Below are 24,946 nucleotides of genomic sequence, written 5' to 3'. Positions count from 1 at the left end.
ACAGCGGTGTGACCGGAGCGCGTCAAGAGCGCGACACGGGCCCGGATAGGGTTCCCCCATGCGCGATCTAGGGACGGGTTTCCGGTACCTCCTGAAGGGCCAGCGATGGGTGGCCCGGCACGGCAGGCAGTACGGCTTCGGGCTGCTCCCGGGGCTGATCACCCTCGTTCTCTACGCGGCGGCGCTCGTCGCACTGGCCCTGTGGGGCGAGGACCTCGTGGGCTGGGCGACGCCTTTCGCGGACGACTGGTCCAGCCCGTGGCTCGGACTCTTCCGCGGCTTCCTGACCGCCGTGCTGTTCGCCCTCGGCCTGCTCCTCTCCGTCGTGACCTTCACCGCGGTGACCCTGCTGATCGGGCAGCCCTTCTACGAGAACCTCTCCGAGAAGGTCGACCGGGACGTGTCCCCGGACGGGCACGCCCCCGAGTCGGGGCTGCCGTTCTGGCGTGAGCTGTGGATCTCCGCCCGGGACAGCCTCCGGATCGTGCTGCGGGCCGCCCTGTGGGGGGTGCTGCTGTTCGCGTGCGGCTTCATCCCCGTGGTCGGGCAGACGGTCGTCCCCGTGATCGGGTTCGTCGTGACCGGGTTCTTCCTCACCGAGGAACTGACCGCCGTCGCCCTCCAGCGCCGCAGCGTCGAACTGCGCACCCGCCTCACCCTGCTGCGCTCCCGCAAGACCCTGGTCTGGGGCTTCGGCACGCCGCTCGCCGTGGCGTTCCTGGTGCCGTTCGTCGCGGTGTTCCTGATGCCGGGCGCGGTGGCCGGCGCCACCCTCATGGCACGCGACCTGCTGGGCGAGGACATCAGTGAGGGCGGCAAGGGCGGCGAGGAGGGCGACGGGGCCGCTACGACGCTTCCGCAGCCACCTTCAGGATGGCCCTCACCTGGGCGATGATGTCCAGCCGGTTGCGCACGAACTCCGGGTCGGTGATCTCCGTGGTGTTCCCGGTGCCGAACTGCAGTACCGGCGTGTGCACATGCCCGCCCGGCAGCGTGTCGTGCAGCCCGAGCCGGTCGCGCAGCAGGGTCGCGCGGTAGGCGATCTCGTTGGAGAGGTAGTCCCCGCCCCCGCCCGCGCGAGCGGTGGAACCGGGCGTCGGCCCGTCGGGGCGTACGACGGGCTGGGAGCCGCCGGCCGGGATCTCGCTGACGCTCGTGTTGTCGTACACCGGGAAACGGCCGGTCTGCGCCGCGACGATCGCCGCGTGGGGCAGCGTGGTCGTCGTCCACTGCGGCTGCGAGGCCGGGTCGGAGACCGGCACGGTCTCGGTGCGGCCGATGTTCTCGTTGTCCGCGAAGCCGCCCCGCCAGGCCCCGTTGGTCCGCTCGATGTCGAACCGCCCGACCCGGCCCTGGCTCACCGTGGTGAACAGGTCGACCTTCGGCAGGTACGGCCGCAGGGTCCGCTCCACCGTGCCCTCGGTGAAGTCCTGCCAGCGCACCGGGAACACGGCCGTCTCGATGCGGGCCGGGCCGTCCGGCGTCTCGATCACCGTGCCGTCGAGGGCCAGCGCGGTGGCGCCGGACGGGTTGGAGATCCGGATGTCCCGGTCCAGGGTGAACGGGTCGAAGCCGGTGAGCAGGATCCGCTTCAGGCCCTTGCCGTGCGGATACCGGATGGCGTCCTGGCCGCGCGAGGTGCGCTCCAGCTCGTCCAGCAGCGCGGCCCGCTGCCCGTCCGTCAGACCGAACGCGGGCTCCCAGGTGCGCACTTCACGCGTCATGCCGAGCCGCGCCCAGTACAGCGGCCGGTCGTCGTCCCGGCTCATGCCCGCCCGTCGCCCACCACCACCCTTCCAAGGAAGCGCTTCGCGCCCTTCGTATTCGGCCGGTCCGCGCCCCTGCGCCCGGTCGACCGCACGCTGCCACAACCGCGCACCCTCGCGCCTGACCGCCCGGCGGGCCTCCCCGTAGGAGCGGGCCGAGTCGAGGGACCGGGCCAACCGCGGGGCCAGGGTGCCGAATCCGGAGCGGCGCAGGATCTCCTGGGGGACGGCCCGGTCGAGCCGCTGCTCCTCGGCGGTGGGAGACGGGGCCGCCGGGGCGGCGCTCGCGGCCGTCGGGGTGGCGAAGCCGGTCAACAGGGCGAGACCGAGCACGCCGAAGCGAACGCGTAGGGATGTCAAGGGTGTTCAGGCCTTCCGTCGCGGTGGGGGGTCGGTGCCGGACGGCCGCAGTATCGCGTGACGCGTGGGGTCCACGCCATGGGTGGGGCTCAGGCGGGGAATCTCGCCGTCGCCTCCCGCACCGCGTCCAGAAACCTTCGAGGCGTCCCGGCTCTTCCGCCCCGAGGCCCTTGTCGAGGTGGAGGTGGTGGCCGCCGTAGCGGCCCGCTAGGCGGTGGTCTCGCCCAGCAGGGTCGGGAAGTCGCGGAACACCGACGCCACCGTGGGACTGCCGCCCCGTCCCTTCGAGATCTGGGACGAGGCGACCGACTCGTGGTCGTTTGTGAAGGGTTCGTACGAGATCCGGGCCGGGCCCTCGATCACGGACCGCGGGATCACCGTGACGATTAACGTCTGATCCGGGACACGTTCCCCACTGAGCAGCCCCGGCCCGGGACCTGACCTCCGGACCGGGGCTCTTGGTCTGTCACGGGCCCCCTCAGCGGGTGCCGAACCCGTACACCGTCTCCGAGCGGAACACCTCGCCCGGCCGCAGCACGGTCGTCGGGAAGTCCGGCCGGTTCGGCGAGTCGGGGAAGTGCTGGGTCTCCAGCGCGATGCCGTCACCGGGCGCGAAGGGCTCGCCCAGGTGGTCGGCCGTGTACAACTGGAGGCCGGGCTCGGTGGTCGCCACCGTCAGCACCCGCCCGGACGCCGGGTCGTGCAGCTCGGCGACCTCCACCGCCGTGTCCGTCACGCCCTTGTCGAGCACGAAGTTGTGGTCGTAGCCGGAGCCGGTCTTGCGCGCCTCTCGGAAGTCGAACCGTGTACCGGTCACCTCCTCGGGGCCGCCGGCGGGGATCAGGTCCGCGTCGGCCGGTGTGTACCGGGAGGCGGCCAGCCGCAGCTCGTGACCGCCCGCGTCACCGGAACCGGCCAGGTTGAAATAGCTGTGGTTCGTCAGGTTCACCACGGTCGGCGCGTCCGTCACCGCCTCGTACGCGATCCGCAGCGAGCCGCTCCCGTCGAGCGTGTACGTCGCCGAGACCTCCAGCCGCCCCGGGAACCCCTCCTCGCCGTGCGGGCTGATCCGGGTCAGCCGCACCCCGTGCTCGACCGGCTCCGCCTCCCACACCCGCTTGTCGAAGCCGCGTGTGCCACCGTGCAACGAGTTCGGCCCGTTGTTCGGTTCCAGCGCGTACGTCCGACCGTCCAGGGTGAACCGGCCGCCGGCGATCCGGTTGGCGTATCTCCCGACCAGGGCGCCGAGGTACGGCTCCGGATGGGCGAGGTACCCGTCGAGATCCGGGAACCCCAGCACCACGTCCCCGGCCCGGCCCTCCCGGTCCGGCACCTCCACGGACTGCACGATCCCGCCGTACGACAGGACCCGCACCCGTACGCCCGCCCGCTCCAGGGTCCAGCGGTGCACCGGGGTCCCGTCGGAAAGTGTTCCGAAGAGTTCGTTCATGTGCGGAACTCTAAGTCAGGGGCCGGGTCAGGGCTTCTTCGCGGTCACGGTGCGGTACGCGATCTCCGCCAACCGGGCCTGTCCGTTCACACTGGGGTGGAAGTAGTCCCAGCGGCTCAACTGGGCCGTGCCGAAGCGGTAGTCGTACACCGCGCCCCCGTCGTACCGGCACCGCTCGTCCTCGGCGCAGACCTCCTTCAGGACCTTGTTGTAGTCCTCCACCCGCTTCTGCACGGTGTCCCGCCGCAGGGTCGCCGCCGGGTCCAGGGCGTCCGCGTCGCCCAGCATCGACGGGCAGATGCCCAGCTTCCACACCTGCTTGCCCATCGGGCTGGTACGGCCCTCGGACCACAGCCGCTTCAGGTTCGGCACGCTCGCCACGAACACCTGCGCCTTGGGCAGGGCCTCACGCAGGGAGCGCAGCGAGTCCTCGAAGTCGGCACGGAAGGCGGAGACCGGAGTCATCGCCGAGGGAGTGGACCGGCAGGCGTCGTTGGCCCCCACCATCACCGTCACCAGCTGCGGCTTGCGCCGCACCGCCTGCGCCATCTGCCCGGGCAGATCGGCCATCCGCGCCCCGGTCACGGCGTAGTTCCAGCTCCGCCGGGCGGCCCCGGACCTGCCCAGCAGCCGCACCGCGAGCGAGTCGACCTCGGGGCTGGCGCCGGTCGCCCAGGACGCCTCCGGACAGTCCGACAGCACGTCACAGGCGTCGAACCCGCGCGTGATGGAGTCCCCGACGGCGGCGACGGAACCCGGGCTGCGGTCCCACAGGGGCGTGGGCTTCGGCGACGGCTTCGCGGATTCGGACGGGGCGGCGGAATCACCCCCCACGGCATCACACCCGGCGACACCCAGCACGGCCGCCGCGACCGCGGCCAGAACGCCCCGTGTGCGACGGCTTCGCTTCCGCATCCCTGGTCCATCCCCTCGCCACGCCGTGCCTGTCTCCCCAACCCATGACAACGCACGAGGGTTCCCGGCCGATCAGATGCAACGGCTCACACCCGTACAAGCGTCCCCATGGGTGAATGGCAGGCGTTTCCCGGCACCTGGACCGACCGTACGTCACACTCCTTGCGCCCTCGCACGGTAGCCTCGCCATCAACGTGACCCGCCCGGTCACAGCCGTTCCGCCCGTTTGCACCATGTCCCGCTCTGCCCGGAGGTTCCGGTGACGACACGTGGAGTTCTGTACGTGCACTCCGCGCCGCGCGCGCTGTGCCCGCACGTCGAGTGGGCCGTCGCCGGGGTGCTCGGCACACGCGTCAGCCTGGACTGGATCCGACAGCCGGCCGCCCCCGGCACCTGGCGCTCGGAGTTCTCCTGGCAGGGCCAGGCGGGCACGGCGTCCAAGCTGGCCTCGGCGCTGCGCGGCTGGCACCTCCTGCGCTTCGAGGTGACCGCGGAGCCCTGCCCCACCGCCGAGGGCGAGCGCTACAGCTGCACCCCCGACCTGGGCATCTACCACGCCGTCACGGGCATCCACGGCGACATCCTCATCCCCGAGGACCGCCTGCGCGCGGCGCTGCACCGCAGCCGGCGCGGCGAGACCGACCTGGAGGCCGAGATCGGCAAACTCCTGGGCAAGCCCTGGGACGACGAACTGGAACCGTTCAGATACGCCGGGGAAGGCGCCCCGGTCCGCTGGCTCCACCAGGTGGTGTGAACGCCCCCAGGGACACACCCTGAAGGGGCGCGCACCAGGTGGTGTGAACGCCCCCGGGGACACACCCTGAAGGGGCGCGCACCAGGTGGTGTGAACGCCCCGAGGAACACGCCTTGAAGGGGCGCGGGGAACTGCGCGACAAGCCCCCACCCGCCCGCACCCGGCAGGCGACGCGACACAAAACGGCGATCGGCCCGAACCCCCACCGGGAGTTCGGGCCGATCACCGCTCAGGATCAGATGGTCCGGAACGCCAACACCACGTTGTGCCCACCGAACCCGAACGAGTCGTTCAGCGCGGCGATACGGCCTTCCACGGGCAGCTTCCGAGCCTCACCCCGAACGACATCGGCGTTCGCCTCGGCCTCGGGGTCGAGGTTCTCCACGTTGATCGTCGGCGGCGCCACCCGGTGATACAGCGCGAGCACGGTCGCAACCGTCTCGACACCACCCGCACCACCCAGCAGATGACCGGTCATCGACTTCGTCGCGGACACCGCGAAGTGGTCGGCGTCGTCGCCGAACACCTTCCGCAGCGCCTTCAGCTCGGCGATGTCCCCGGCCGGCGTGGACGTCGCGTGCGCGTTGACGTGCACGATCTCCGCCGGGTCCAGGTCGTTGCGGTCCAGCAGGTTCTGCAGGGCGTGCGAGATGCCCCGCCCCTCCGGCTCCGGCTGCACGATGTCGTGCGCGTCGGCGGAGATGCCCTGCCCGACCGCCTCGGCGTACACCCGGGCACCGCGCTTGGCGGCGTGCTCGGCGGACTCCAGGACCACGACACCGGCGCCCTCACCGAGCACGAAGCCGTCCCGGGCGGTGTCGTAGGGACGCGACGCGCCCTGCGGGTCGTCGTTGTTCTTGGACATCGCCATCATGTTGCCGAACGCGGCGATGGGCAGCGGGTGGATCGCCGCCTCCGTGCCACCCGCGACGACGACGTCGGCGCGGCCGGTGCGGATCATCTCGATGGCGTAGCCGATGGCCTCGGCGCCCGAGGCGCAGGCGGAGACCGGCGTGTGCACGCCCGCCCGGGCACCCACGGCCAGACCCACGTTGGCCGACGGGCTGTTGGGCATCAGCATGGGCACGGTGTGCGGGGAGACGCGGCGGACGCCCTTCTCCTTCAGCACGTCGTACTGGTCGAGCAGCGTCGTCACGCCGCCGATACCGGAGGCGATGACCGCGCCGAGCCGGTCGGGGTCGATGTTCGGGTCCTCGCCGGCCTTCGCCTCGAAACCGGCGTCGGCCCAGGCCTCCTTGGCCGCGACCAGCGCGAACTGCGCCGAGCGGTCCAGTCGGCGGGCCTGCGGCCGGGGGATGACCTCGGTCGGCTCCACGGCCACCGGGGCCGCGATCTTGACGGCCTGGTCGGCCGCCCAGTCCTGCTCCAGGGGCTTCACGCCGGACTTGCCGGCGATCAGGCCCTCCCAGGTAGAGGCTGCGTCGCCACCCAGCGGTGTGGTTGCGCCGATACCGGTGACGACCACGGTGCGATTGGTCGAGCTCACGGGAATTCTTTCTCCAACGGATCCGAGGATTAAGCGGCGCCACCGCCGGGTGGCGGGGCAGTCAGCCCGAAGGGCCAGATCGGCTGATCAGCCCTGGTGCTTGAGGATGTAGTCGGTCGCGTCACCGACGGTCTTGAGGTTCTTGACGTCCTCGTCGGGGATCTTGACGTCGAAGCGCTCTTCGGCGGCGACGACGACCTCGACCATGGACAGCGAGTCGACGTCCAGGTCGTCGGTGAAGGACTTGTCCAGCTGGACGTCCTCAACCGGGATGCCGGCGATCTCGTTCACGATCTCGGCGAGACCGGCGACGATCTCTTCCTGAGTGGCGGCCATGTTGGCGCTCCTTCGTAGATATCCAGAGGGTGTGGCAGGTGTTTCCTCCCGTGCCGGATCGCATGATCCGGCACGGAGTGCCTAGGGGAGGGTAACGACAGTCGCGGCGTAGACGAGACCCGCCCCGAAGCCGATGACGAGCGCGGTGTCGCCGCTCTTCGCCTCGCCGGTCGCCAGGAGCCGCTCCATCGCGAGCGGAATCGAGGCGGCCGAGGTGTTGCCGGTGGTGCGTACGTCACGTGCGACCGTGACCGACTCCGGCAGCTTGAGAGTCTTCACCATCGAGTCGATGATCCGCTCGTTGGCCTGGTGCGGAATGAAGACATCCAGTTCCTCCGCGGAGATGCCGGCGGCGTCCAGCGCCTCCTTGGCGACCTTCGCCATCTCGAACACGGCCCAGCGGAACACCGCCTGGCCCTCCTGCGTGATGGCGGGGAACTTGGCGACCTCGCCGGAACGGTAGTCCGTCCACGGCACGGTCTGCTTGATCGTCTCGGACTTGTCGCCCTCGGAGCCCCAGACGGTGGGGCCGATGGCGGGCTCCTTGGCCGGGCCCACGACGACCGCGCCCGCGCCGTCGCCGAACAGGAAGGCCGTCGCCCGGTCCTCCAGGTCGGTCAGGTCGCTCAGCCGCTCCACGCCGATCACCAGGACGTACTCGGCCGAACCCTCGACGATCATGCCCTTGGCGAGGGTGAGGCCGTAGCCGAAGCCCGCGCAGCCGGCCGAGATGTCGAAGGCGGCGGCCTTGGCGGTGCCCAGCTTGTCGGCGATCTCGGTGGCGACGGCAGGGGTCTGCTTGAAGTGCGAGACGGTCGAGACGATCACGCCGCCGATCTGCTCGGCGGAGATCCCGGCGTCGGCGATCGCCTTGCCGGACGCCTCGATCGACATCGCGGCGACCGTCTCCTCGTCGTTCGCCCAGTGCCGGGTCTCGATGCCGGAGCGCGAGCGGATCCACTCGTCGGACGAGTCGATCGTCTCGAGGATCACCTCGTTCGGCACGACCCGGGTCGGGCGGTAGCCGCCGACGCCGAGGATGCGCGCGTACGGGGCGCCCTTGCTGGGCTTGATCTTCGCCATGCGGTCGGCTCCTTGGGGGCGGCGGTCAGGCGTGCTCGGCGATGAGCTCGCGAGCCGCGTCGAGGTCGGCGGGGGACTTCAGGGCCAGCGTCTTCACCCCGGGCAGGGCCCGCTTGGCGAGGCCGGTGAGGGTGCCACCGGGGCACAGCTCGACCAGGGCCGTGACGCCGAGCTCCTTGAAGGTCTCCATGCACAGGTCCCAGCGGACCGGGTTGGCGACCTGGCCGACCAGGCGGTCCAGCACCTCGCTGCCGGCGGCGACGGTCCGGCCGTCCTTGTTGGAGACGTAGGTGACCTTCGGGTCGCCGGGCGCCAGGGCCTCGGCGGCCTTGGCCAGCGTGTCGACCGCGGGGGCCATGTGGTGCGTGTGGAAAGCGCCGGCGACCTTCAGCGCGACGACCTTGCGCACGCCCTCGGGCTTGTCGGCCTCCAGAGCGGCGAGCTGCTCCTTGGTGCCGGCCGCGACGATCTGGCCCGCGCCGTTGATGTTCGCCGGGGTCAGGCCCAGCTTCTCCAGGTGCGGAACCGTCACGGCGGGGTCGCCGCCCAGCAGTGCCGCCATGCCGGTCTCCGTGACCGCGGCGGCCTCGGCCATGCCGAGCCCGCGGGTGCGGACCAGGCGGAGCGCCTCCTCGTGGGGGAGGACTCCGGCGAGCGACGCCGCGGTGATCTCGCCGACGCTGTGACCGGCGATCGCGCCGACCTTCTGCGCGAGCTCGGCCGGGTCGTCGAACAGCAGGTTCGCGGACGCGAGTCCGGCCGCGACCAGCAGCGGCTGCGCCACCGCGGTGTCGCGGATCTCCTCCGCGTCGGCCTCGGTGCCGTAACGGATCAGGTCGAGTCCCGCGGCGTCCGACCAGGCCTCGAGGGCACCGCGAACACCGGGGAGGTCGAGCCATTCAGTCAGGAAGCCGGGCGTCTGAGCGCCCTGGCCGGGAGCGACGAGTACGAGCACTCTCACACTCTCTCTTGGTGACGGGCACAACCGCCCGTGGGGACAGGGACGAAGAACACGGAGGGGTTTTGTCGAGCCTCCACAAAACCTTAGGGCTGAGGATCTCCATCGACCAGACGCCCCAGGATCAGTGCGATCCGCAGGGTGAACGCAGAGCGTACATCGGAGGGTGACCAACCGGTGACGTCAGTCACACGTCGAAGCCGGTAGCGGACGGTGTTGGGATGGACGAACAGCATCCGGGCGGCGCCCTCGAGACTGCTCGCCTGTTCGAGATAGACGCTGAGGGTTTCCAGGAGCGCGGCCCCGGCCTCCTCCAGCGGTCTGTAGATCTCCTCCACCAGTTGCTCCCGGGCCGAGGGGTCCCCGGCCATGGCCCGCTCCGGGAGCAGGTCGTCGGCCAGGACCGGGCGCGGGGCGTCCTGCCAGGCGGAACACGCCTTCAGCCCCGCCGCGGCGGCCTGTGCGGACCGGGTCGCGGCCTGCAGGTCGGGCACCACCGGGCCCGCCACGACCGGCCCGGCCGCGAACGGGCCGATGAGCGACTTGGCGACGGCCAGCGGGTTGTCGCTGCCGCCCGCGATGACGACCAGCCGGTCGCCGAGCACGCCGGTGAGCACCTGGAGCTTGGCGTGCCGGGCCGCGCGCCGTATGGCCTCGACGGTCAGTTCACTGTCCCCGTCGGGCGCCGTCCCGAGCACCACGCACACGTGCTCCGGCGAGTTCCACCCGAGGGCGGCGGCCCGGGACACGGCACCCTCGTCCGCCTCGCCGCTGAGCACGGCGTTCACGACCAGGGACTCCAGCCGGGCGTCCCAGGCACCGCGCGCCTCGGCGGCCTGGGCGTACACCTGGGCCGTGGCGAAGGCGATCTCCCGGGCGTAGACGAGCAGCGCCTCGCGCAGCACCCGCTCGTCGCCGGGGGCCGCGACCTCGTCGATCGCGCTCTCCATGACCTCGATGGTGGTGCGCACCATCTCCACGGTCTGGCGCAGGGTGATCGCCCGGGTCAGCTCGCGCGGCGCGGTGCCGAACACGTCGGTGGAGATGGCCTGCGGGGCGTCCGGATGCCGGAACCACTCGGTGAACGCGGCGATACCCGCCTGCGCGACCAGACCGATCCAGGAACGGTTCTCCGGGGGCATGGCCCGGTACCAGGGCAGCGTCTCGTCCATCCGCGCGATGGCCTGCGCGGCGAGCGATCCGGACGACTTCTCCAGCCGCTTCAGCGTCGCGGCATGCGGATGGGCGTCGTGGGCTGCGGCTTCGTTCTTGCTGGTTTCGGGTTCGGGCACGGGGACAAGACTGCCTTATCCGGACGGGAAGGTGGGCCGCCGGGGTCTACGGTGGACCACGTGATGGACGTACGGCGCGCGGGTGAGCGCTACCCCGGAGGGGACGCGACCGCAGGGATCGAGACGTGGCACGCCTTCTCCTTCGGGCCCCACTACGACCCGGACAACCTCCGTTTCGGTGGGATGCTCGCGTGCAACGAGGAGCGACTGGCGCCCGGGGCGGGCTTCGACGAGCATCCGCACAGCCACACCGAGATCGTGACGTGGGTGGTGGAGGGTGAGCTGACCCACCGGGACTCCACCGGGCACGAGTCGGTCGTACGCCACGGGGACGTGCAGCGGCTCAGCTCGGCCGGCGGCGTGCGGCACGTGGAGCGCAACGACGGCCCGGAGCCCCTGACCTTCATCCAGATGTGGCTGGCCCCGCTCAGCCCCGGCGGCGTCCCGTCCTACGAGGTCGTCCACGGCATCGCCGACTCGACGCCCTACGCCGTCCCCGAGGCCGGAGCGATGCTGCACGTGCGGCGCTTGGGGCCCGGGGAACGGACGGCGGTACCCGACGGGGCGTACGCGTACGTCCATGTCGTACGCGGTGCCCTACGCCTGGACGGCACCGAACTGGCGGCGGGTGACGCGGCCCGGATCACGGACGTCAAGGGCCTGGAGGCCGAGGGCGTGACCGACACGGAGCTGCTGATCTGGGAGATGACCGAGGGGCCCGGCCGGTTCTAGAGCTCCGCCAGCACCGCATCCGTGAACGCCGGCCACGCCTCGATCGCCCACGGCCCGAACGCCCGGTCCGTCAGCGCCACACAGGCCGCTCCCGCGTCCGGGTCGACCCACAGGAACGTACCCGACTGCCCGAAATGCCCGAAGGTGCGCGGTGAGGACGAGGAGCCCGTCCAGTGCGGCGACTTGGAGTCGCGGATCTCGAACCCGAGCCCCCAGTCGTTGGGGTTCTGGTGGCCGTACCCCGGCAGGACGCCCTTGGTGCCCGGGTAGTGCACGGTCATCGCCTCGGCGACCGTACGCGGATCCAGCAGCCGCGGCGCCTGCACCTCGGCGGCGAAGCGCAGCAGGTCCTCCACGGTCGACACCCCGTCCTTCGCCGGAGAGCCCTCCAGTGCCGTCGAGGTCATGCCCAGCGGCTCCAGCACGGCCTGCCGGAGGTACTCCGCGAACGGGATGTCGGTGGCCTTCGCGATGTGGTCGCCCAACTGCTCGAAGCCGGCGTTGGAATACAGCCGCCGCTCCCCGGGAGGGGCCGTGACCTTGTGCTCGTCGAAGGCGAGGCCCGAGGTGTGCGCGAGCAGGTGCCGGACCGTCGACCCGGCGGGACCCGCCGGCTCGTCGAACTCGATGGCGCCCTCCTCGTACGCGACCAGCACCGCGTAGGCGGCCAGCGGCTTGGTCACCGACGCGAGCGGGAACCGCTGCCCGGCCGGTCCGTGGGTGCCGAGGACGGTGCCATCCGCTCGTACGGCACCCGCCGCAGCGGTGGGAACCGGCCAGTTCTCGATCAAGGCGAGGCTCTTCAGCGACATGCGTTCGAGCCTATGCGCTCAGAGCGCGAGCTCCAGCAAAGGGTCGGGCTTGGGACGGAAACCGAGGGAGATGTACAGCGGCTCGGCCTCCGGCGAGGCGGTGAGCTGCACGCGCCGGGCGCCGCGCTCGCGGAACCACTCCAGCAGCGTGTTCATGCAGGCCCGCGCGTAACCACGCCGCCGGGCGTCCGGGTCGGTGGCGACGCTGAACACGAAGCCCACCATGCCCTGCGGGTCGCCGGCCTTGCCGATGCGGTAGTCGATCGTCCCGGCCACCAAACAGGCCAGCGTCCCCGGCCGCTCCGGGTGGTCGACGACGAACGCCGTGAAGTCCCCTTGCGAATCGCCCAGTTTGGCCCTCAGGGTGGGGAGCGACTCCCCGTGCCAGGCGATGGAGGGGTCGGAGGCGAACACCGAGTCGATCATGATTTGGCGCAGCCGGAGGACTTCCTCGGCGTCCTCGGGCAGGGCGCGGCGTACAACACTCATGAGTCCGTACGCTAACCAGACGGATCAGGAAACGTCCTGCCGATTTCTTACCGTCGGCGCTTGCTTGGAGTGCACTCCAAGGTTCTAGCGTGGGGGCCATGACGGTGATGGAGACCACGGGGAGCAGGACCGACACCTGTGCCGGCCTGCCGCAGCAGAATCGGCGCCCGGACGGCGACGACCACTACACGATCAGCGAGGTCGTCGCCTTCACCGGGCTGACGGCACACACCCTGCGCTGGTACGAGCGCATCGGCCTGATGCCGCACATCGACCGGTCCCACACCGGTCAGCGCCGCTACACCAACCGCGACCTCGACTGGCTCGACCTGGTCGGCAAGCTCCGTCTGACGGGCATGCCGGTCGCGGACATGGTCCGGTACGCGGAACTGGTGCGCGAGGGCGACCACACCTACGTCGAGCGCTTCGAGCTGCTGAAGACGACCCGCGAGGACGTCCTGGCCCGGATCGACGAACTCCGCGGCACGCTCGCCGTGCTCGACCGGAAGATCAGTTTCTACGCGGACGCCGGGCGTGCCCTGGCGTCGGAGAGGTCCCGATGACGGACGGCAGGATCACGACGGCGAAGCTCGGCGACCACGGTCCCGAGGTGAGCGTCCAAGGCCTGGGCTGCATGGGAATGAGCTTCGGCTACGGCCCCTCGGACGCCGACGCGTCCCGGGCCACCCTGGAGCGGGCGCTCGAACTCGGCGTCACCCTGTACGACACGGCCGACGCGTACGGCGCCGGTGAGAACGAGCGGTTCCTTGCGCCGTTCTTCAAGGCCCACCGCGACGAGGTCGTCATAGCCACCAAGTTCGCCCTGTCGATCCCACCGGACGACCCGACGCGCCGCGTCGTGCGCAACGACCCGCCCTACATCCGCCAGGCCGTCGAGGCGAGTCTGAAGCGCCTGGACGTCGAGGCCATCGACCTCTACTACATGCACCGGCGTGATGTGAACGTGCCGATCGAGGAGAGCGTCGGCACCATGGCCGACCTGGTCCGCGAGGGCAAGGTCAAGCACCTCGGTCTGAGCGAGGTCACGGCCGGTGAACTGCGGGCCGCCCACGCCGTCCACCCCATCGCGGCCGTGCAGTCGGAGTGGTCGCTGTTCAGCCGTGACATCGAGACGCACGTCGTCCCCGCGGCCCGTGAGCTGGGCGTGGCCCTCGTCGCGTACTCACCTCTCGGCCGGGGCTTCCTCACCGGCTCCTTCACCGATGCCGACCAGGATCTGACCGCCGGTGACTTCCGCCGCCAACAGCCCCGCTTCACGGGCGACAACGCCACGGCGAACGCGACGCTGCTGGAGCTGATCCGCTCGGTGGCGAAGGCCCATGACGCGACCCTCGGTCAGATCGCCCTGGCCTGGGCCCAGCAGCAGGCGACGGTCCACGACCTCCCGGTCATCCCGATCCCCGGCACCCGCAAGCCCACCCGGGTGGAGGAGAACACGGCGGCGACCAGGATCGTCCTGACGGACGAGGAACTGGACCTCCTGGACGGCATAGCGGCCCAGGTGGCAGGCACCCGCTACGCGGACATGGCTTTCACTTCGGCAGGCAGGGAGTAGACCTCGGGGTTCTACGTCAAGGAAACCAGCTGATCAATGCGGGCGCCGGCGACCTCCGTGAGAGGTCGTTGGAAGACGCTGAGCCTCCAAGCGTCGTCATCGAGGCGAGTGCACGCCTGCCTCAGGAGCATACGGACCGCCCTGACAACCTCGAACACCGTGATCTGGCCGACCACCACAGGCCGGGGGTCGGCCATCGCGTCACACAGGAAAACCTCCAGCCCATCGGCGTACTCCACGACGGGCCAGTCGCACATGCGGGTCAATAGAGTGAAGCGTTCGACGGTGGGTTCGAAAAGGACGGTGTCTGTCTTTGTCTCTGCCTGAATCAGGAAGAAGCGGACAGCGGTGTGAGTCAAGCCTCCGACGAGCGATTGTTCAAGGAATCGCAGATCACCGTCCGTCAACAGATCACTCGCTTCCCGTTCACCCCACTTCCGGGCAGCGGCGGCATTGCCCAACATCACAGGACGCCTTGACATGACGGGTGTACCGAGCAGGGCGGAGGCCTGGCCCCTGATGGTCAGCGCATTGCGCATGATCACTCGCAGCCTCAGCGCGTCGTCCATGTCGGCGTACGTCTCAGGGCCTTGTTCCTCCATCATCGCGAGGGCATCCGCAGACAACGCCACGTCCTTGAGCGCCGTTTCGTACCGCGAGTACGGCAACATGCTCTCGATGTAATCGGACGGCGGTGGAAGGCCCGGGATGTCGGCGAACTGCTCACCGATCGCCAGGTCCGCCAGCTGCAGCAGGCATCGGGTGTCGAGCTCCGGCAGTTGTCGCAGCGAAAGCCGGGCGGCCTGAGTCAACTCATCGAGGGCCTTGTACAGGTTCACTCTGTTGCGCCGGCTGTAGTCGTCGAGCCATGGCGCGGCAGCTGTCGCGGAACACGACCGCAGAAGTTCGATCGCATACGCGGACGCGTGACTCTCCATGATGCCGCGCGTCGTACGTTCCATGATCGGCCTCCCATCGGGCCGATACGTGACGTTCTCCGGGCTCCATGATTCGAAGTTCCCGAACGACAGTGGGGAAAGGCGAATCAGCGCCTGCCGCGCCGCTTCGACAGCAGGCTTGAACTCATCGAGAGGGCGACCAAGCGGTACGCCGAGCAGAAATCTCTTGAGTGTCTCCAACGCGTTGATGGTGCGCAGATCACCCGCGAGGGGCGCGGCGAGGCTCCTTGAGTCGGACCCGTACCACGGCGTGGGCAACCGGAGAGAGGGATCGGCCGCGAGCGTGCTGAGAATGCGCAGACCGATCCGCGTCTGTACCAGGGCGGCGGTTCGATAGACCAGCCCGAATGGCGTCGCTGCCCACTGACAACGGTGAAGAAACTCCTCGATGAGCACGGCGCGGTCCGGAATGTCATCGACTCCACGCACCTCGTAGTCGATGAAAGGGAACTCGTCAGGTATGCGGAGATTGAAGCGTAAGTGGTCCGTGGGTGGCTGGTAACTCCCGCTCAGGTGCTGCGGGCCCATCAACCGGCACCGGCGCATCCGCAGAGTCGGTTCAGGCCGCGCTTCACGATGAGGGCGGTGACGACCGATACCGGCAGGCCGCCCACCACGGTGGTGATGAGGTCGGCCACCGCGACGGCGACCTCGATGTTGTCGTTGAAGGCTCCGTTCGCCTTCTTCTCGCAGTAGCGCCATTCGGTGCAGATGCGTTGGTGCAGGAGGGGCGTCAACTGCTGAAAGCGGCGTCGCCCTTCGTTCCTCGCCTCCTCGGCCGAGAACATCGTTTCGGCGTGGTCCGGGTCGGACAGCGCCAAGAGAACGAGCAGTTCGTCGACATCCTTGTCCAGCAACCTCGTCAACTCTGCACGCTCGTGCGGATCCTGCACTCCCGACACCTTTCCCCCGATATCCCCGGCCTGGTGGCGCCATCGTAGGTGTTACGAACAGCACCTGTCCGGATGGTCGGAAAAGTGGAACATGTGTCTGGATTGGTTGCCTGGCATACGACTGGCCGCCATGTCCCGGCGGACGGGGAACGCGTCGGAAGCCGGCCGTTCGGCGGCGTGCCCGGTGGCCGGCGCGGGTCGGCCTTCAGGTCGTGTCTGACGAGGCAGGGCCACGTGGCACCCCGTACACGCTAAAGCTCCGCCAGCAACTCGGCCTTTTTGACCGAAAACTCCTCATCCGTCACGAGCCCGGCCTGATGCAGCTCACCCAGGTGACGAATCCGCTCGGCGATGTCCGCGGGATCCCGACGCGGCCCGCCGGCCGGCACGGCCGGCACCGGACTGGACGTCCGCACCGCGGCCAGCACGGCCGCCGCGAACGGCAGCGACTCGTGTACAGGGCCGTACCCCAGCCCGAACACCACTGCCGCGGGATCCTGATCGGCCTGCGTCCCCGATGCCCCCGCATCCCGGAGCAAAAGCCGCAAATGCCCCTCGAAGACCTCCGGCGACCGCCACTCGACGCCGTTCAGCTCGCCGACGGAGAAGCTCTGGTCGCCGGCCTTCCACTTCGCCGACGACGCCCCCGTCCAGAACCACCGGAAGTTCACGGTGCGTCCGTCGAAGGTCGCCTTCCCGTCGTACGCCTTGAACGACAGCGGCCCCTCGGGCGCCTTCACCAGGAACCGGTCGGCCGGGCCGGACTCCGTCAGCAGACCCCGCAGTTCGTCCGCGTAGTACTCCGCGAGGACCTCCCGCTCGGCGGGCAGCACCAGCCGGTAGGGGTCGACGTTCTCCTTGAGCTGCCCGGCGGCCGCCTCCAGCAACGGATCCGCCCCGGGGCGCGGCTCGACGCGCAGCACGACCGTGCCGCGCTTCCCGTGGGTCAGGGTCACCCCGGCGATCGCCTCCAGGGGCACGCGACGTTCCCCGAGGGCCTGGAAGAGCTTGGGTGTTCGAATCCCCCGTTCGTAGCGGATGAGCACGGAGTCGGACTCGAACTCCCAGGCGGCATGCAATCCGGCCAGTACGTCACCCATGCGGCTCATCGTATGCGGCACGCGCTCCTCCGTCCCCCTCCCGAGCAGACCGCAATTTCTGCGCCTCTACGCGCGTCAGGCCGCCGCCGTGCCGGACATACCGGTACGGCAGACGCCGTCTTCGTGCGCGCAGTGCACCGAGCGGTATGCGCCGACGCCGATCTCTGCGAAATTGAACAGACTTGCCGTTCCGGGCTCGAAATAGCCCGCGTGACCCTTCGCGCCCGCCGCCGACAGCACCCGCGCGCCGAACCCGGCGGACACCGGATCGGCTCCGTGGCCCAGTCCGCCGACCTCCAGATAGGGCACGTCCTGGATCCAGTCGTCGGAGTCCCGCATCGCCCACACCCGGGCGGTGGTGTGCAGCTGGGCGGCCTTCTCGACGCGCATGCCGGGGCTGCCGGCCACCGCGATGTCGGACACCCGGCCCGGCAGCGAGTGCGCGGCGACGCCGCACACCACGGAGCCGTAGCTGTGGCAGAACAGCGAGACCGGCGACTTGCCCGGCAGGGCCCGCACGAGCGCGTTCAGCCGTACGGCACCCTCCTCGGCGCGCATCGCCGTGGCCGAGTCGATGCCGAGTCCGCTGGGCGCCGTGTAGTCGGCCCAGGCGATCACGGCCGTCCGGGTCGACGGGCTCACCTGCCGCTCGGCCGCGTACAGGGACTTGGCCATGCCGACGGGCGCGGAGTACTTGCGGTGGGTGCGCTGGAAGGTCAGCAGGTCGGTGTCGACGCCGGGGACGACGACCGAGACCCGCTCCGCCCTGCGCAGGTTGCCGAAGACCTCCGCCACCCGGCCCGAACCGTCCGGGTCGAAGGCCAGGATGTGCCGGCCCTGCTCCATGAGGTCCTCGAAGCGGTGCATCCTGCGGCCCGCCTCGTGCTGCCCGGCCGGGGTGAGGCGCTTGTCGTGCATGCGTTCCCGCTCGACCTTGTGTGCCTGGGCGAGCGCGAGGTGATTGGCGCGGTAGCGCAGCTCGACCGGCGCGCCGTTCATGTTGCCCACCGCGAGCGAGTACTTGCGGACCAGCGTCGAACGGTCCTGCTCGGTGAGCGAGGAGAAGAAGCGGGCCAGCTTCGCCGGCTCGGACTGCGGGTCCGGCAGCCGGTGCCCGCCGATCCGGCCGTGCTCCCAGGCGGAGAGCGAGGCCTGGAGCGGCGTGGCGCCCCGCTGAGTGCGCAGGGCCGTCCAGCCGGTGGTCGCCAGCATCACGAACACGACGGCCAGAGCGAGCAGTGCGCGCCAGACGTTCAGTTGCGGGGAGGTGTCGAAGGAAGTCACTGAAAGGACACACTAGGAGAACGAGAGGGTCTCGCGTTAACCAAGTGACCGGGATCACGTTTCGATGGAGAGGCTAAGGGGACTGCTCCGCACGCCAGTTTCCGGCCAGTGCGGGACCCACCTGATCCAGGTATGTCGTGGTGAGTTGGCGCATTCCGTCGAGGGTGACGTCGTCCCCCGTGGACCACAAGCGTTCGGTGACACGAATCACCCCGCCGAAGAGCGCGACGACGATCCTCGGCCGGGGGTCCAGGTCCACGTCGAGCCCCTCGCGCTCGGCGATGATGCGCGCGAGCTGCTCCTCCAGCTCCGCCGACCGCCGCAGATGGGCGGCGAGCAGCGCGGGCGTCGACTCGATCACCCGGTAGACGCGCATGTGGAGCTCGAGCGGCACGAGTTCCACGACGGCCTCGTTGATCGCGTCCCAGCTCTCCAGCACGGACCGGCGCAGCGCCTCCAGCGGCGCCTCGTCCGGCGGGCGGGTGCGCAGGGCCTCGACGACGAGCGTCTCCGCGAGGCGCGGCACGAAGAACGCCGTCTCCTCCTTGCCGGCGAAGTAGCGGAAGAAGGTGCGCTGCGAGACGTCCACGGCGGCGGCGATGTCGTCGACGGTCGTCTCCTCGTACCCGCGCGTGGCGAAGAGCTCCAGCGCGGCCCGCAGCAGTGCGTCCCGGGTGCGCCGTTTCTTGCGTTCGCGCAGGTTCAAGTCAGGCCTCTCGTCTGCAGTGTTTGCCCAGCTCAGGCTATACGGAGATGTCGTGTCAGTTACCGACTAGTGAATCGGTTTGTCAACTGTCAGTGGCTGACACTAACCTCCCGGTATGACTAGTCAGACCACCATCGACAAGACGGGGTCGGGGGGCGGGGCACCGGCGGATCCGCCGGACGCGACGCCGGGCAAGGGCCTGCGAGGGCACCCCTGGCTCACCCTCATCACCGTCGCTGTGGGGGTCATGATGGTGGCCCTCGACGGCACCATCGTGGCCATAGCCAACCCGGCGATCGGCAAGGACCTGGGGGCCTCATGGTCGGATCTCCAGTGGATCACCAACGCCTACTTCCTCGCCCTCGCTGTCTCTCTGATCACCGCCGGAAAGCTCGGTGACCGTTTCGGTCATCGGCAGACCTTCCTCATCGGCGTGGCGGGCTTCGCCGCCTCCTCGGCCGCCATCGGGTTGTCCAAGGGCATCACGGCGGTCATCGTCTTCCGCGTCTTCCAGGGCCTGTTCGGCGCGCTGCTGATGCCGGCCGCGCTCGGCCTGCTGAGGGCCACCTTCCCGGCCGAGAAACTGAACATGGCCATCGGCATCTGGGGCATGGTCATCGGCGCGTCCACCGCGGGCGGCCCGATCCTCGGCGGTGTGCTCGTCGAGCACGTCAACTGGCAGTCGGTGTTCTTCATCAACGTGCCGGTCGGTGTCCTCGCCGTCGTCCTCGGTGTGCTGATCCTGCTCGACCACCGCGCCGAGAACGCCCCGCGCTCCTTCGACCTGCTGGGCATCGCCCTGCTGTCCGCCGCGATGTTCTGCCTCGTCTGGGCATTGATCAAGGCCCCCGAGTGGGGCTGGGGCGACCTGAAGACCTGGGCGTTCATCGTCGCTTCGCTCGTCGGCTTCGGGCTCTTCGCCGTGTGGGAGACGAAGGTGAAGGAGCCGCTGATCCCGCTGGCGCTGTTCCGCTCCGTCCCGCTGTCGGCGGGAGTCGTCCTCATGGTCCTGATGGCCATCGCCTTCATGGGCGGCCTGTTCTTCGTGACGTTCTACCTCCAGAACGTGCACGGCATGAGCCCGATCGACGCGGGTCTGCACCTGCTGCCGCTCACCGGAATGATGATCGTCGGCTCGCCGCTCGCCGGCGTGATGATCACCAAGTTCGGCCCGCGTATCCCGCTGGCGGGCGGCATGGCGTTCACCGCGATCGCCATGTACGGCATGTCCACCCTGGACCCCCACACGGGCAGCGGCGTCATGTCCGTCTGGTTCGCCCTTCTCGGCCTCGGCCTCGCGCCGGTCATGGTCGGCGCGACCGAAGTCATCGTCGGCAACGCCCCGATGGAGCTCTCGGGTGTCGCGGGCGGTCTCCAGCAGGCCGCCATGCAGATCGGCGGCAGCCTCGGCACGGCCGTGCTGGGCGCGGTCATGGCATCCAAGGTCGACAGCGAATTCGCCGGCAACTGGGCGGGTGCGGGGCTGCCTCCGCTCGACCCGGCCCAGTCCGAGCAGGCGAAGCTGGTCGTCCAGCAGGGCATCGCCCCGGTGCCCGCGGGAACGCCCGAGCAGATCGCCGCGAAGATCACCGAAGTCGCGCACACCACGTTCATCGACGGTATGAGCCTGGCCTCCCTGACCGCCGCGGGCGTGGCGGCCGTCGCCGTGTTCGTCGCGTTCCTCACCAAGCGCGGTGAGAACGCGGAAGCCGGCGCGGGCGCGGCGCACATCTGACGGTGCGGTTCGTTCCCTCATCAGGGTGAACACAACCGCCGAACCCTCCCCTCCGGCACGCGCCGCAGGTCACAGTGGGTCAAGTCCTCCGCAGGGCTGGAGGACGGACGCTGCGGCGCGCTGCCGGAGGGGGGTGGCGCGCAGGCAGCGGGATTAACCCGCACCGACGGGGTACCCGCCATGTCATACCCGAAGAGAACCCCAACCGATCGAGGGTTTACGGGAGTTGATGATGGCGAGCTTCGGACACGGTACGCGCAGGCACCCCCGCTCACGTGGCCGGACGTGGTCACGGGCCGGGACGGATCGCGCGACGCTCGGACTCATCGGAGTCATCTGCGCCGTTGCAGGCTTCTTCGTGCTGGGGATCGTTCTCGGTCCCGCCGCGATGGTCTGCGGCTGGCTCGCCATGGGCCGCGCGTGGTCGGGCTCCCGCCCCACCGCGGCCGTCGTCGCCCTGGTCCTGGGCGCCATCGACACGCTCCTGGCCATCATCTGGCTGTCCGGAGCGGCCACACCGGGCATCGGCATGTTCTGACCCGGGTGAAGAGTGTGGGAAGAGCCCCCGGCCTCCCGGCCGGGGGCCCTCTCATTGCTCCACCCGGGTCCCCTTGAGCTCCGCCAACTCCCCCCGCAGCGCCCGCACCTCCTCCGTCAGCTCCCGGATCGCCTCGGTCTGCCGCCGCTCCTCGACGTCGTCCTTGTCGAAGCGGGCGATGAACCAGGCGGCGATGTTCGCCGTCACCACACCCAGCAGCGCGATCCCGGACAGCATCAGCCCGACCGCGAGCATCCGCCCCAGGCCGGTGGTCGGTGCCATGTCCCCGTACCCCACGGTGGTCATCGTGGTGAACGCCCACCAGACCGCGTCCCCGAGGGTGTGGATGGAGGCACCGGGCTGGTCCCGTTCCACCTCCAGCACGGCCAGCGCACCGAAGACGAGCAGTCCGAGACACGACCCCGCCACGTACGTGGTGACCCGTACCTGCGACGCCATCCGCGCCCGCTGCCCGGCGAGGAACAGCATCGACACCAGCTTCAGCAGCCGCAGCGGCTGGGCCAGCGGCAGCACCACGGCCAGCAGCGCCAGCGGATTGCCGCGCACGAACCGCAGCCGGTCCTCGGCCAGCCACAGGCGGACCAGATAGTCGGCGGCGAAAGCGGCCCACACCGCCCAGTTGGCGACATGGCAGGCGGTGAGCAGGTCCTGCGGAGCCCTCGGGGCCACGATCGGTATGGCGTAGGCGATCGCGAACAGCACGGCCAGCGCCAGCAGCGGGCCCTGGGTACGCCGCTCCCAACGGGCCAGAGTGGTCGAGGCGGTCATCGGGAGCGTCATGGAAGCATGGTAGGAAACGCGTGGGGCGGCACCTCTCGGGTGCCGCCCCACGGGAACGCCCTCGACGTCCTACGCGTCGCCGCCCGCGGCCCCCGGGTCGGCGGCCGACACGTCGAGCAGCTGGTAGCGGTCGATGGCCTGCTTGAGCACGGACCGGTCGACCTTGCCCTCACGGGCCAGCTCGGTCAGCACGCCCACCACGATCGACTGCGCGTCGATGTGGAAGAACCGCCGGGCGGCGCCCCGCGTGTCGGCGAAGCCGAAGCCGTCCGCGCCGAGCGACTGGTACGTCTGCGGCACCCAGCGCGCGATCTGGTCCGGAACCGCCCGCATCCAGTCGGACACGGCCACGACCGGCCCCTGCGCGTCCGCGAGCTTGCGCGTCACGTACGGCACCCGCTGCTCCTCCTCGGGGTGCAGCAGGTTGTGTTCCTCGCAGGCCACGGCCTCGCGCCGCAGCTCGTTCCAGGAGGTCGCCGACCAGACGTCCGCCTTGACGTTCCAGTCCTCGGCCAGGATCCGCTGCGCCTCGATGGCCCAGGGGAGCGCGACACCGGACGCCAGGACCTGCGCCGGGATCGAGCCCGCCGTGCCCTCGCTGAACCGGTAGAGGCCCTTGAGGATGCCGTCGACGTCCACGTTCTCGGGCTCGGCCGGGTGCTGGATCGGCTCGTTGTAGACGGTCAGGTAGTAGAAGACGTCCTCGCCGTGCGGGTGCTCCTCCGAGCCGCCGTACATCCGGCGCAGGCCGTCCTTGACGATGTGGGCGATCTCGAAGCCGAACGCCGGGTCGTACGCCACACAGCCCGGGTTCGTGGACGCCAGCAGCTGGGAGTGGCCGTCCGCGTGCTGGAGGCCCTCACCGGTCAGGGTCGTACGGCCGGCGGTCGCGCCCAGGACGAAGCCGCGCGCCAGCTGGTCGGCCATCTGCCAGAACTGGTCGCCGGTGCGCTGGAAACCGAACATCGAATAGAAGACGTAGACCGGGATGAGCGGCTCGCCGTGCGTCGCGTAGGCCGAGCCGGCGGCGATCAGCGACGCCGTGCAGCCCGCCTCCGAGATGCCGTCGTGCAGCATCTGGCCGTTCGGCGCCTCCTTGTAGGCGAGCAGCAGGTCACGGTCGACCGACTCGTACTGCTGCCCGAGCGGGTTGTAGATCTTCGCACTCGGGAAGAACGAGTCCATGCCGAAGGTGCGGTACTCGTCCGGCGCGATCAGCACGAACCGCTTGCCGATCTCCTTGTCCCGCATGAGGTCCTTGAGGAGCCGGACGAAGGCCATGGTCGTCGCGATGGACTGCTGGCCCGAGCCCTTCTTCACGGTCGCGTACGTCTTGTCCTCGGGCAGCGCCAGCGGCTTGGAGCGGACCACGCGCGTGGGCACGTAACCGCCGAGACCCTTGCGGCGGTCGTGCATGTACTGGATCTCCTCCGAGTCCCGGCCCGGGTGGTAGTACGGCGGCACGCCGGACTCCAGCTCCTTGTCCGGGATCGGCAGGTGCAGACGGTCGCGGAAGCGCTTGAGGTCGTCGACCGTCAGCTTCTTCATCTGATGCGTGGCGTTGCGGCCCTCGAAGTTCGGCCCGAGCGTCCAGCCCTTGATCGTCTTGGCGAGGATCACCGTCGGCTGGCCCTTGTGCTCCACGGCCGCCTTGTAGGCCGCGAAGATCTTCTTGTGGTCGTGGCCGCCGCGCCCCAGGTGCAGGATCTGGTCGTCGGTCATGCCCTCGACCATCGCCCGCAGCCGGTGGTCGTCACCGAAGAAGTGGTCGCGGATGTACGCGCCGGTCTCCGTGGCGTACGTCTGGAACTGCCCGTCCGGCGTGGTGTTCATCTTGTTGACCAGCACGCCGTCGCGGTCCTGGGCGAGCAGCGGGTCCCAGCTGCGGTCCCAGACCAGCTTGATCACGTTCCAGCCGGCGCCGCGGAAGACCGACTCCAGTTCCTGGATGACCTTGCCGTTGCCGCGCACCGGGCCGTCGAGGCGCTGGAGGTTGCAGTTGACGACGAAGGTCAGGTTGTCCAGGCCTTCGCGGGCGGCGAGCGTGAGCTGGCCGAGCGACTCCGGCTCGTCCATCTCGCCGTCCCCGAGGAACGCCCAGACCTGCGACTTCGAGGTGTCCGCGATCCCGCGCGCGTGCATGTAGCGGTTCATCCGCGCCTGGTAGATCGCGCCGATCGGGCCGAGGCCCATCGACACCGTCGGGAACTCCCAGAAGTCCGGCATCAGCCGCGGGTGCGGGTACGACGACAGACCGTGCGGCGCCTTCGACTTCTCCTGGCGGAAGCCGTCGAGGTTCTCCTCGCTGAGCCGGTCCAGCAGGAACGCGCGGGCGTAGATGCCCGGCGAGGCGTGGCCCTGGAAGAAGACCTGGTCGCCACCGAGGCCGTCGTCCTTGCCGCGGAAGAAGTGGTTGAAGCCGACGTCGTAGAGGGACGCGGAGGACGCGAACGTGGCGATGTGGCCGCCGACGCCGATGCCCGGGCGCTGGGCCCGGGAGACCATCACCGCGGCGTTCCAGCGGGTGGCGTTGAGGACCTTGCGCTCGATGTCCTCGTTGCCCGGGAAGAACGGCTCGCTCTTGGTGGGGATGGTGTTGACGTAGTCCGTGCTGCGCATCTCCGGCACGGCCACGCGCTTCTCGCGGGCCCGCTCGATCAGCCGCAGCATCAGGTAGCGGGCCCGCTCGCGGCCGCGCTCGTCGACGGCGGCGTCGAGCGAGTCGAGCCACTCCTGGGTCTCTTCGGGATCGAAGTCAGGAACCTGACTCGGAAGGCCGCCAATGATGATCGGGTTGCGATCGGATGCGGAAGCCACGCTGTTCCTTACCTGTCAGAGGGCCTGCGAGGGCCGCTGTTTCGCTGTCGTCGCCGGGGCGTCGTCGCTGGGGGGCGCGCCGC

At 69.9% G+C, this 24,946-nt stretch carries 25 protein-coding genes; 7 read left to right on the top strand and 18 right to left on the bottom strand.

From position 1 onward, the window contains the following. Window positions 1–58 precede the first annotated feature (58 nt). A complete protein-coding gene (locus ACFY5B_RS12520; RefSeq protein WP_389968168.1) occupies window positions 59–895 on the top strand; it encodes an EI24 domain-containing protein in 837 nt (278 codons plus the stop codon). Here ACFY5B_RS12520 and ACFY5B_RS12515 read toward each other — a convergent pair. From ACFY5B_RS12515 to ACFY5B_RS12500, 4 genes are all read right to left on the bottom strand, one after another. Further along, window positions 846–2,126, bottom strand: coding sequence for a pyroglutamyl peptidase (locus ACFY5B_RS12515; protein ID WP_389968166.1), 1,281 nt, complete (start codon window positions 2,124–2,126; stop codon window positions 846–848). The genes ACFY5B_RS12520 and ACFY5B_RS12515 overlap by 50 nt on opposite strands. Window positions 2,127–2,333: 207 nt before the next feature. Next, entirely contained in the window at window positions 2,334–2,504 is a 171-nt protein-coding gene (locus tag ACFY5B_RS12510) for a hypothetical protein (RefSeq protein WP_389968164.1), read from the bottom strand. 100 nt (window positions 2,505–2,604) lie between these two features. Further along, window positions 2,605–3,576 (bottom strand): aldose epimerase family protein, encoded by a 972-nt coding sequence (locus ACFY5B_RS12505; protein ID WP_389968162.1) that lies wholly within the window; start codon window positions 3,574–3,576, stop codon window positions 2,605–2,607. A 27-nt stretch (window positions 3,577–3,603) separates the two neighbouring features. Further along, on the bottom strand, window positions 3,604–4,491 hold the full coding sequence (locus tag ACFY5B_RS12500) for an SGNH/GDSL hydrolase family protein (RefSeq protein WP_389968161.1): 888 nt from the start codon (window positions 4,489–4,491) through the stop codon (window positions 3,604–3,606). A gap of 259 nt (window positions 4,492–4,750) precedes the next feature. Between ACFY5B_RS12500 and ACFY5B_RS12495 the strand changes: the two genes are divergently transcribed. Further along, on the top strand, window positions 4,751–5,245 hold the full coding sequence (locus ACFY5B_RS12495) for a DUF3145 domain-containing protein (RefSeq protein ID WP_344457749.1): 495 nt from the start codon (window positions 4,751–4,753) through the stop codon (window positions 5,243–5,245). 235 nt (window positions 5,246–5,480) lie between these two features. On the opposite strand, the gene fabF is transcribed toward ACFY5B_RS12495, so the two are convergent. From fabF to fasR, 5 genes are all read right to left on the bottom strand, one after another. Further along, window positions 5,481–6,752, bottom strand: coding sequence for a beta-ketoacyl-ACP synthase II (gene fabF, locus ACFY5B_RS12490; protein WP_104780791.1), 1,272 nt, complete (start codon window positions 6,750–6,752; stop codon window positions 5,481–5,483). An 87-nt stretch (window positions 6,753–6,839) separates the two neighbouring features. Next, window positions 6,840–7,088 carry an acyl carrier protein gene (locus ACFY5B_RS12485; protein WP_003989952.1) on the bottom strand — a complete coding sequence of 83 codons (249 nt, stop codon included), beginning with the start codon at window positions 7,086–7,088 and terminating at the stop codon, window positions 6,840–6,842. Between the two features lie 81 nt (window positions 7,089–7,169). After that, complete coding sequence (locus tag ACFY5B_RS12480) at window positions 7,170–8,171, bottom strand: ketoacyl-ACP synthase III (protein ID WP_389968159.1); 1,002 nt, start codon at window positions 8,169–8,171, stop codon at window positions 7,170–7,172. Between the two features lie 25 nt (window positions 8,172–8,196). Continuing rightward, window positions 8,197–9,126: an ACP S-malonyltransferase gene (locus ACFY5B_RS12475; protein ID WP_389968157.1), complete on the bottom strand. Its 930-nt coding sequence runs from the start codon at window positions 9,124–9,126 to the stop codon at window positions 8,197–8,199. An 89-nt stretch (window positions 9,127–9,215) separates the two neighbouring features. Further along, window positions 9,216–10,421, bottom strand: coding sequence for a fatty acid biosynthesis transcriptional regulator FasR (gene fasR, locus ACFY5B_RS12470; protein ID WP_389968155.1), 1,206 nt, complete (start codon window positions 10,419–10,421; stop codon window positions 9,216–9,218). 63 nt (window positions 10,422–10,484) lie between these two features. On the opposite strand from fasR, the gene ACFY5B_RS12465 reads away from it, so the two are divergent. Beyond that, on the top strand, window positions 10,485–11,153 hold the full coding sequence (locus ACFY5B_RS12465; protein ID WP_389968505.1) for a pirin family protein: 669 nt from the start codon (window positions 10,485–10,487) through the stop codon (window positions 11,151–11,153). On the opposite strand, the gene ACFY5B_RS12460 is transcribed toward ACFY5B_RS12465, so the two are convergent. Continuing rightward, a complete protein-coding gene (locus ACFY5B_RS12460) occupies window positions 11,150–11,965 on the bottom strand; it encodes a serine hydrolase domain-containing protein (protein ID WP_389968153.1) in 816 nt (271 codons plus the stop codon). The two genes, ACFY5B_RS12465 and ACFY5B_RS12460, sit on opposite strands and share 4 nt — an antisense overlap. Before the next feature lie 18 nt (window positions 11,966–11,983). Further along, window positions 11,984–12,454, bottom strand: a complete 471-nt coding sequence (locus ACFY5B_RS12455) for a GNAT family N-acetyltransferase (RefSeq protein WP_389968151.1) — start codon at window positions 12,452–12,454, stop codon at window positions 11,984–11,986. Window positions 12,455–12,552: 98 nt separating this feature from the next. On the opposite strand from ACFY5B_RS12455, the gene ACFY5B_RS12450 reads away from it, so the two are divergent. Both ACFY5B_RS12450 and ACFY5B_RS12445 read left to right on the top strand, forming a co-directional pair. Next, entirely contained in the window at window positions 12,553–13,017 is a 465-nt protein-coding gene (locus ACFY5B_RS12450; RefSeq protein ID WP_389968149.1) for a MerR family transcriptional regulator, read from the top strand. Further along, entirely contained in the window at window positions 13,014–14,030 is a 1,017-nt protein-coding gene (locus ACFY5B_RS12445) for an aldo/keto reductase (protein ID WP_389968147.1), read from the top strand. Before ACFY5B_RS12450 ends, ACFY5B_RS12445 begins: the two co-directional genes overlap by 4 nt. Window positions 14,031–14,041: 11 nt before the next feature. Here the strand turns inward: ACFY5B_RS12445 and ACFY5B_RS12440 are convergent, their stop codons facing one another. From ACFY5B_RS12440 to ACFY5B_RS12420, 5 genes are all read right to left on the bottom strand, one after another. Then, window positions 14,042–15,517 (bottom strand): hypothetical protein, encoded by a 1,476-nt coding sequence (locus ACFY5B_RS12440; protein WP_389968145.1) that lies wholly within the window; start codon window positions 15,515–15,517, stop codon window positions 14,042–14,044. Then, entirely contained in the window at window positions 15,517–15,882 is a 366-nt protein-coding gene (locus ACFY5B_RS12435; protein WP_389968143.1) for a hypothetical protein, read from the bottom strand. The genes ACFY5B_RS12440 and ACFY5B_RS12435 overlap by 1 nt, the downstream gene beginning before the upstream one ends. Window positions 15,883–16,133: 251 nt before the next feature. Beyond that, on the bottom strand, window positions 16,134–16,991 hold the full coding sequence (locus ACFY5B_RS12430) for a DUF4429 domain-containing protein (RefSeq protein WP_389968503.1): 858 nt from the start codon (window positions 16,989–16,991) through the stop codon (window positions 16,134–16,136). A gap of 66 nt (window positions 16,992–17,057) precedes the next feature. Next, window positions 17,058–18,266, bottom strand: a complete 1,209-nt coding sequence (locus tag ACFY5B_RS12425) for an alpha/beta hydrolase (RefSeq protein ID WP_389968141.1) — start codon at window positions 18,264–18,266, stop codon at window positions 17,058–17,060. A 73-nt stretch (window positions 18,267–18,339) separates the two neighbouring features. Then, window positions 18,340–18,972 carry a TetR family transcriptional regulator gene (locus ACFY5B_RS12420; protein ID WP_389968139.1) on the bottom strand — a complete coding sequence of 211 codons (633 nt, stop codon included), beginning with the start codon at window positions 18,970–18,972 and terminating at the stop codon, window positions 18,340–18,342. Between the two features lie 115 nt (window positions 18,973–19,087). Here ACFY5B_RS12420 and ACFY5B_RS12415 point away from each other — a divergent pair, with 115 nt between their 5' ends. Both ACFY5B_RS12415 and ACFY5B_RS12410 read left to right on the top strand, forming a co-directional pair. Beyond that, the gene (locus tag ACFY5B_RS12415; protein ID WP_389968137.1) at window positions 19,088–20,707 is read left to right on the top strand and encodes an MFS transporter; all 1,620 of its coding nucleotides are present in this window, start codon (window positions 19,088–19,090) and stop codon (window positions 20,705–20,707) included. Between the two features lie 229 nt (window positions 20,708–20,936). Then, complete coding sequence (locus ACFY5B_RS12410; protein ID WP_053672151.1) at window positions 20,937–21,245, top strand: small hydrophobic protein; 309 nt, start codon at window positions 20,937–20,939, stop codon at window positions 21,243–21,245. A gap of 51 nt (window positions 21,246–21,296) precedes the next feature. Here the strand turns inward: ACFY5B_RS12410 and ACFY5B_RS12405 are convergent, their stop codons facing one another. Both ACFY5B_RS12405 and aceE read right to left on the bottom strand, forming a co-directional pair. Further along, window positions 21,297–22,046, bottom strand: coding sequence for a potassium channel family protein (locus ACFY5B_RS12405; protein ID WP_389968135.1), 750 nt, complete (start codon window positions 22,044–22,046; stop codon window positions 21,297–21,299). Window positions 22,047–22,115: 69 nt separating this feature from the next. Then, window positions 22,116–24,863, bottom strand: a complete 2,748-nt coding sequence (aceE, locus tag ACFY5B_RS12400; protein WP_389968133.1) for a pyruvate dehydrogenase (acetyl-transferring), homodimeric type — start codon at window positions 24,861–24,863, stop codon at window positions 22,116–22,118. Between the last annotated feature and the right edge of the window lie 83 nt (window positions 24,864–24,946).

This window comes from Streptomyces sp. NPDC013187 (genome assembly GCF_042899705.1).
GTDB lineage: Bacteria > Actinomycetota > Actinomycetes > Streptomycetales > Streptomycetaceae > Streptomyces > Streptomyces hawaiiensis_A.
The sequence above is the reverse complement of the archived record's forward strand: the minus strand, read 5'-3'. Positions and strand labels throughout refer to the sequence as shown.

Bases quoted from the DNA above. Each gene is read 5' to 3' on its own strand.
- ACFY5B_RS12520 (WP_389968168.1), top strand. From the start codon at position 59: ATGCGCGATCTAGGGACGGGTTTCCGGTACCTCCTGAAGGGCCAGCGA.
- ACFY5B_RS12505 (WP_389968162.1), bottom strand. From the start codon at position 3,576: ATGAACGAACTCTTCGGAACACTTTCCGACGGGACCCCGGTGCACCGC.
- ACFY5B_RS12500 (WP_389968161.1), bottom strand. From the start codon at position 4,491: ATGCGGAAGCGAAGCCGTCGCACACGGGGCGTTCTGGCCGCGGTCGCG.
- ACFY5B_RS12485 (WP_003989952.1), bottom strand. From the start codon at position 7,088: ATGGCCGCCACTCAGGAAGAGATCGTCGCCGGTCTCGCCGAGATCGTG.
- ACFY5B_RS12480 (WP_389968159.1), bottom strand. From the start codon at position 8,171: ATGGCGAAGATCAAGCCCAGCAAGGGCGCCCCGTACGCGCGCATCCTC.
- ACFY5B_RS12465 (WP_389968505.1), top strand. From the start codon at position 10,485: ATGGACGTACGGCGCGCGGGTGAGCGCTACCCCGGAGGGGACGCGACC.
- ACFY5B_RS12460 (WP_389968153.1), bottom strand. From the start codon at position 11,965: ATGTCGCTGAAGAGCCTCGCCTTGATCGAGAACTGGCCGGTTCCCACC.
- ACFY5B_RS12455 (WP_389968151.1), bottom strand. From the start codon at position 12,454: ATGAGTGTTGTACGCCGCGCCCTGCCCGAGGACGCCGAGGAAGTCCTC.
- ACFY5B_RS12450 (WP_389968149.1), top strand. From the start codon at position 12,553: ATGACGGTGATGGAGACCACGGGGAGCAGGACCGACACCTGTGCCGGC.
- ACFY5B_RS12445 (WP_389968147.1), top strand. From the start codon at position 13,014: ATGACGGACGGCAGGATCACGACGGCGAAGCTCGGCGACCACGGTCCC.
- ACFY5B_RS12440 (WP_389968145.1), bottom strand. From the start codon at position 15,517: ATGGGCCCGCAGCACCTGAGCGGGAGTTACCAGCCACCCACGGACCAC.
- ACFY5B_RS12430 (WP_389968503.1), bottom strand. From the start codon at position 16,991: ATGAGCCGCATGGGTGACGTACTGGCCGGATTGCATGCCGCCTGGGAG.
- ACFY5B_RS12415 (WP_389968137.1), top strand. From the start codon at position 19,088: ATGACTAGTCAGACCACCATCGACAAGACGGGGTCGGGGGGCGGGGCA.
- ACFY5B_RS12410 (WP_053672151.1), top strand. From the start codon at position 20,937: ATGATGGCGAGCTTCGGACACGGTACGCGCAGGCACCCCCGCTCACGT.
- ACFY5B_RS12405 (WP_389968135.1), bottom strand. From the start codon at position 22,046: ATGACGCTCCCGATGACCGCCTCGACCACTCTGGCCCGTTGGGAGCGG.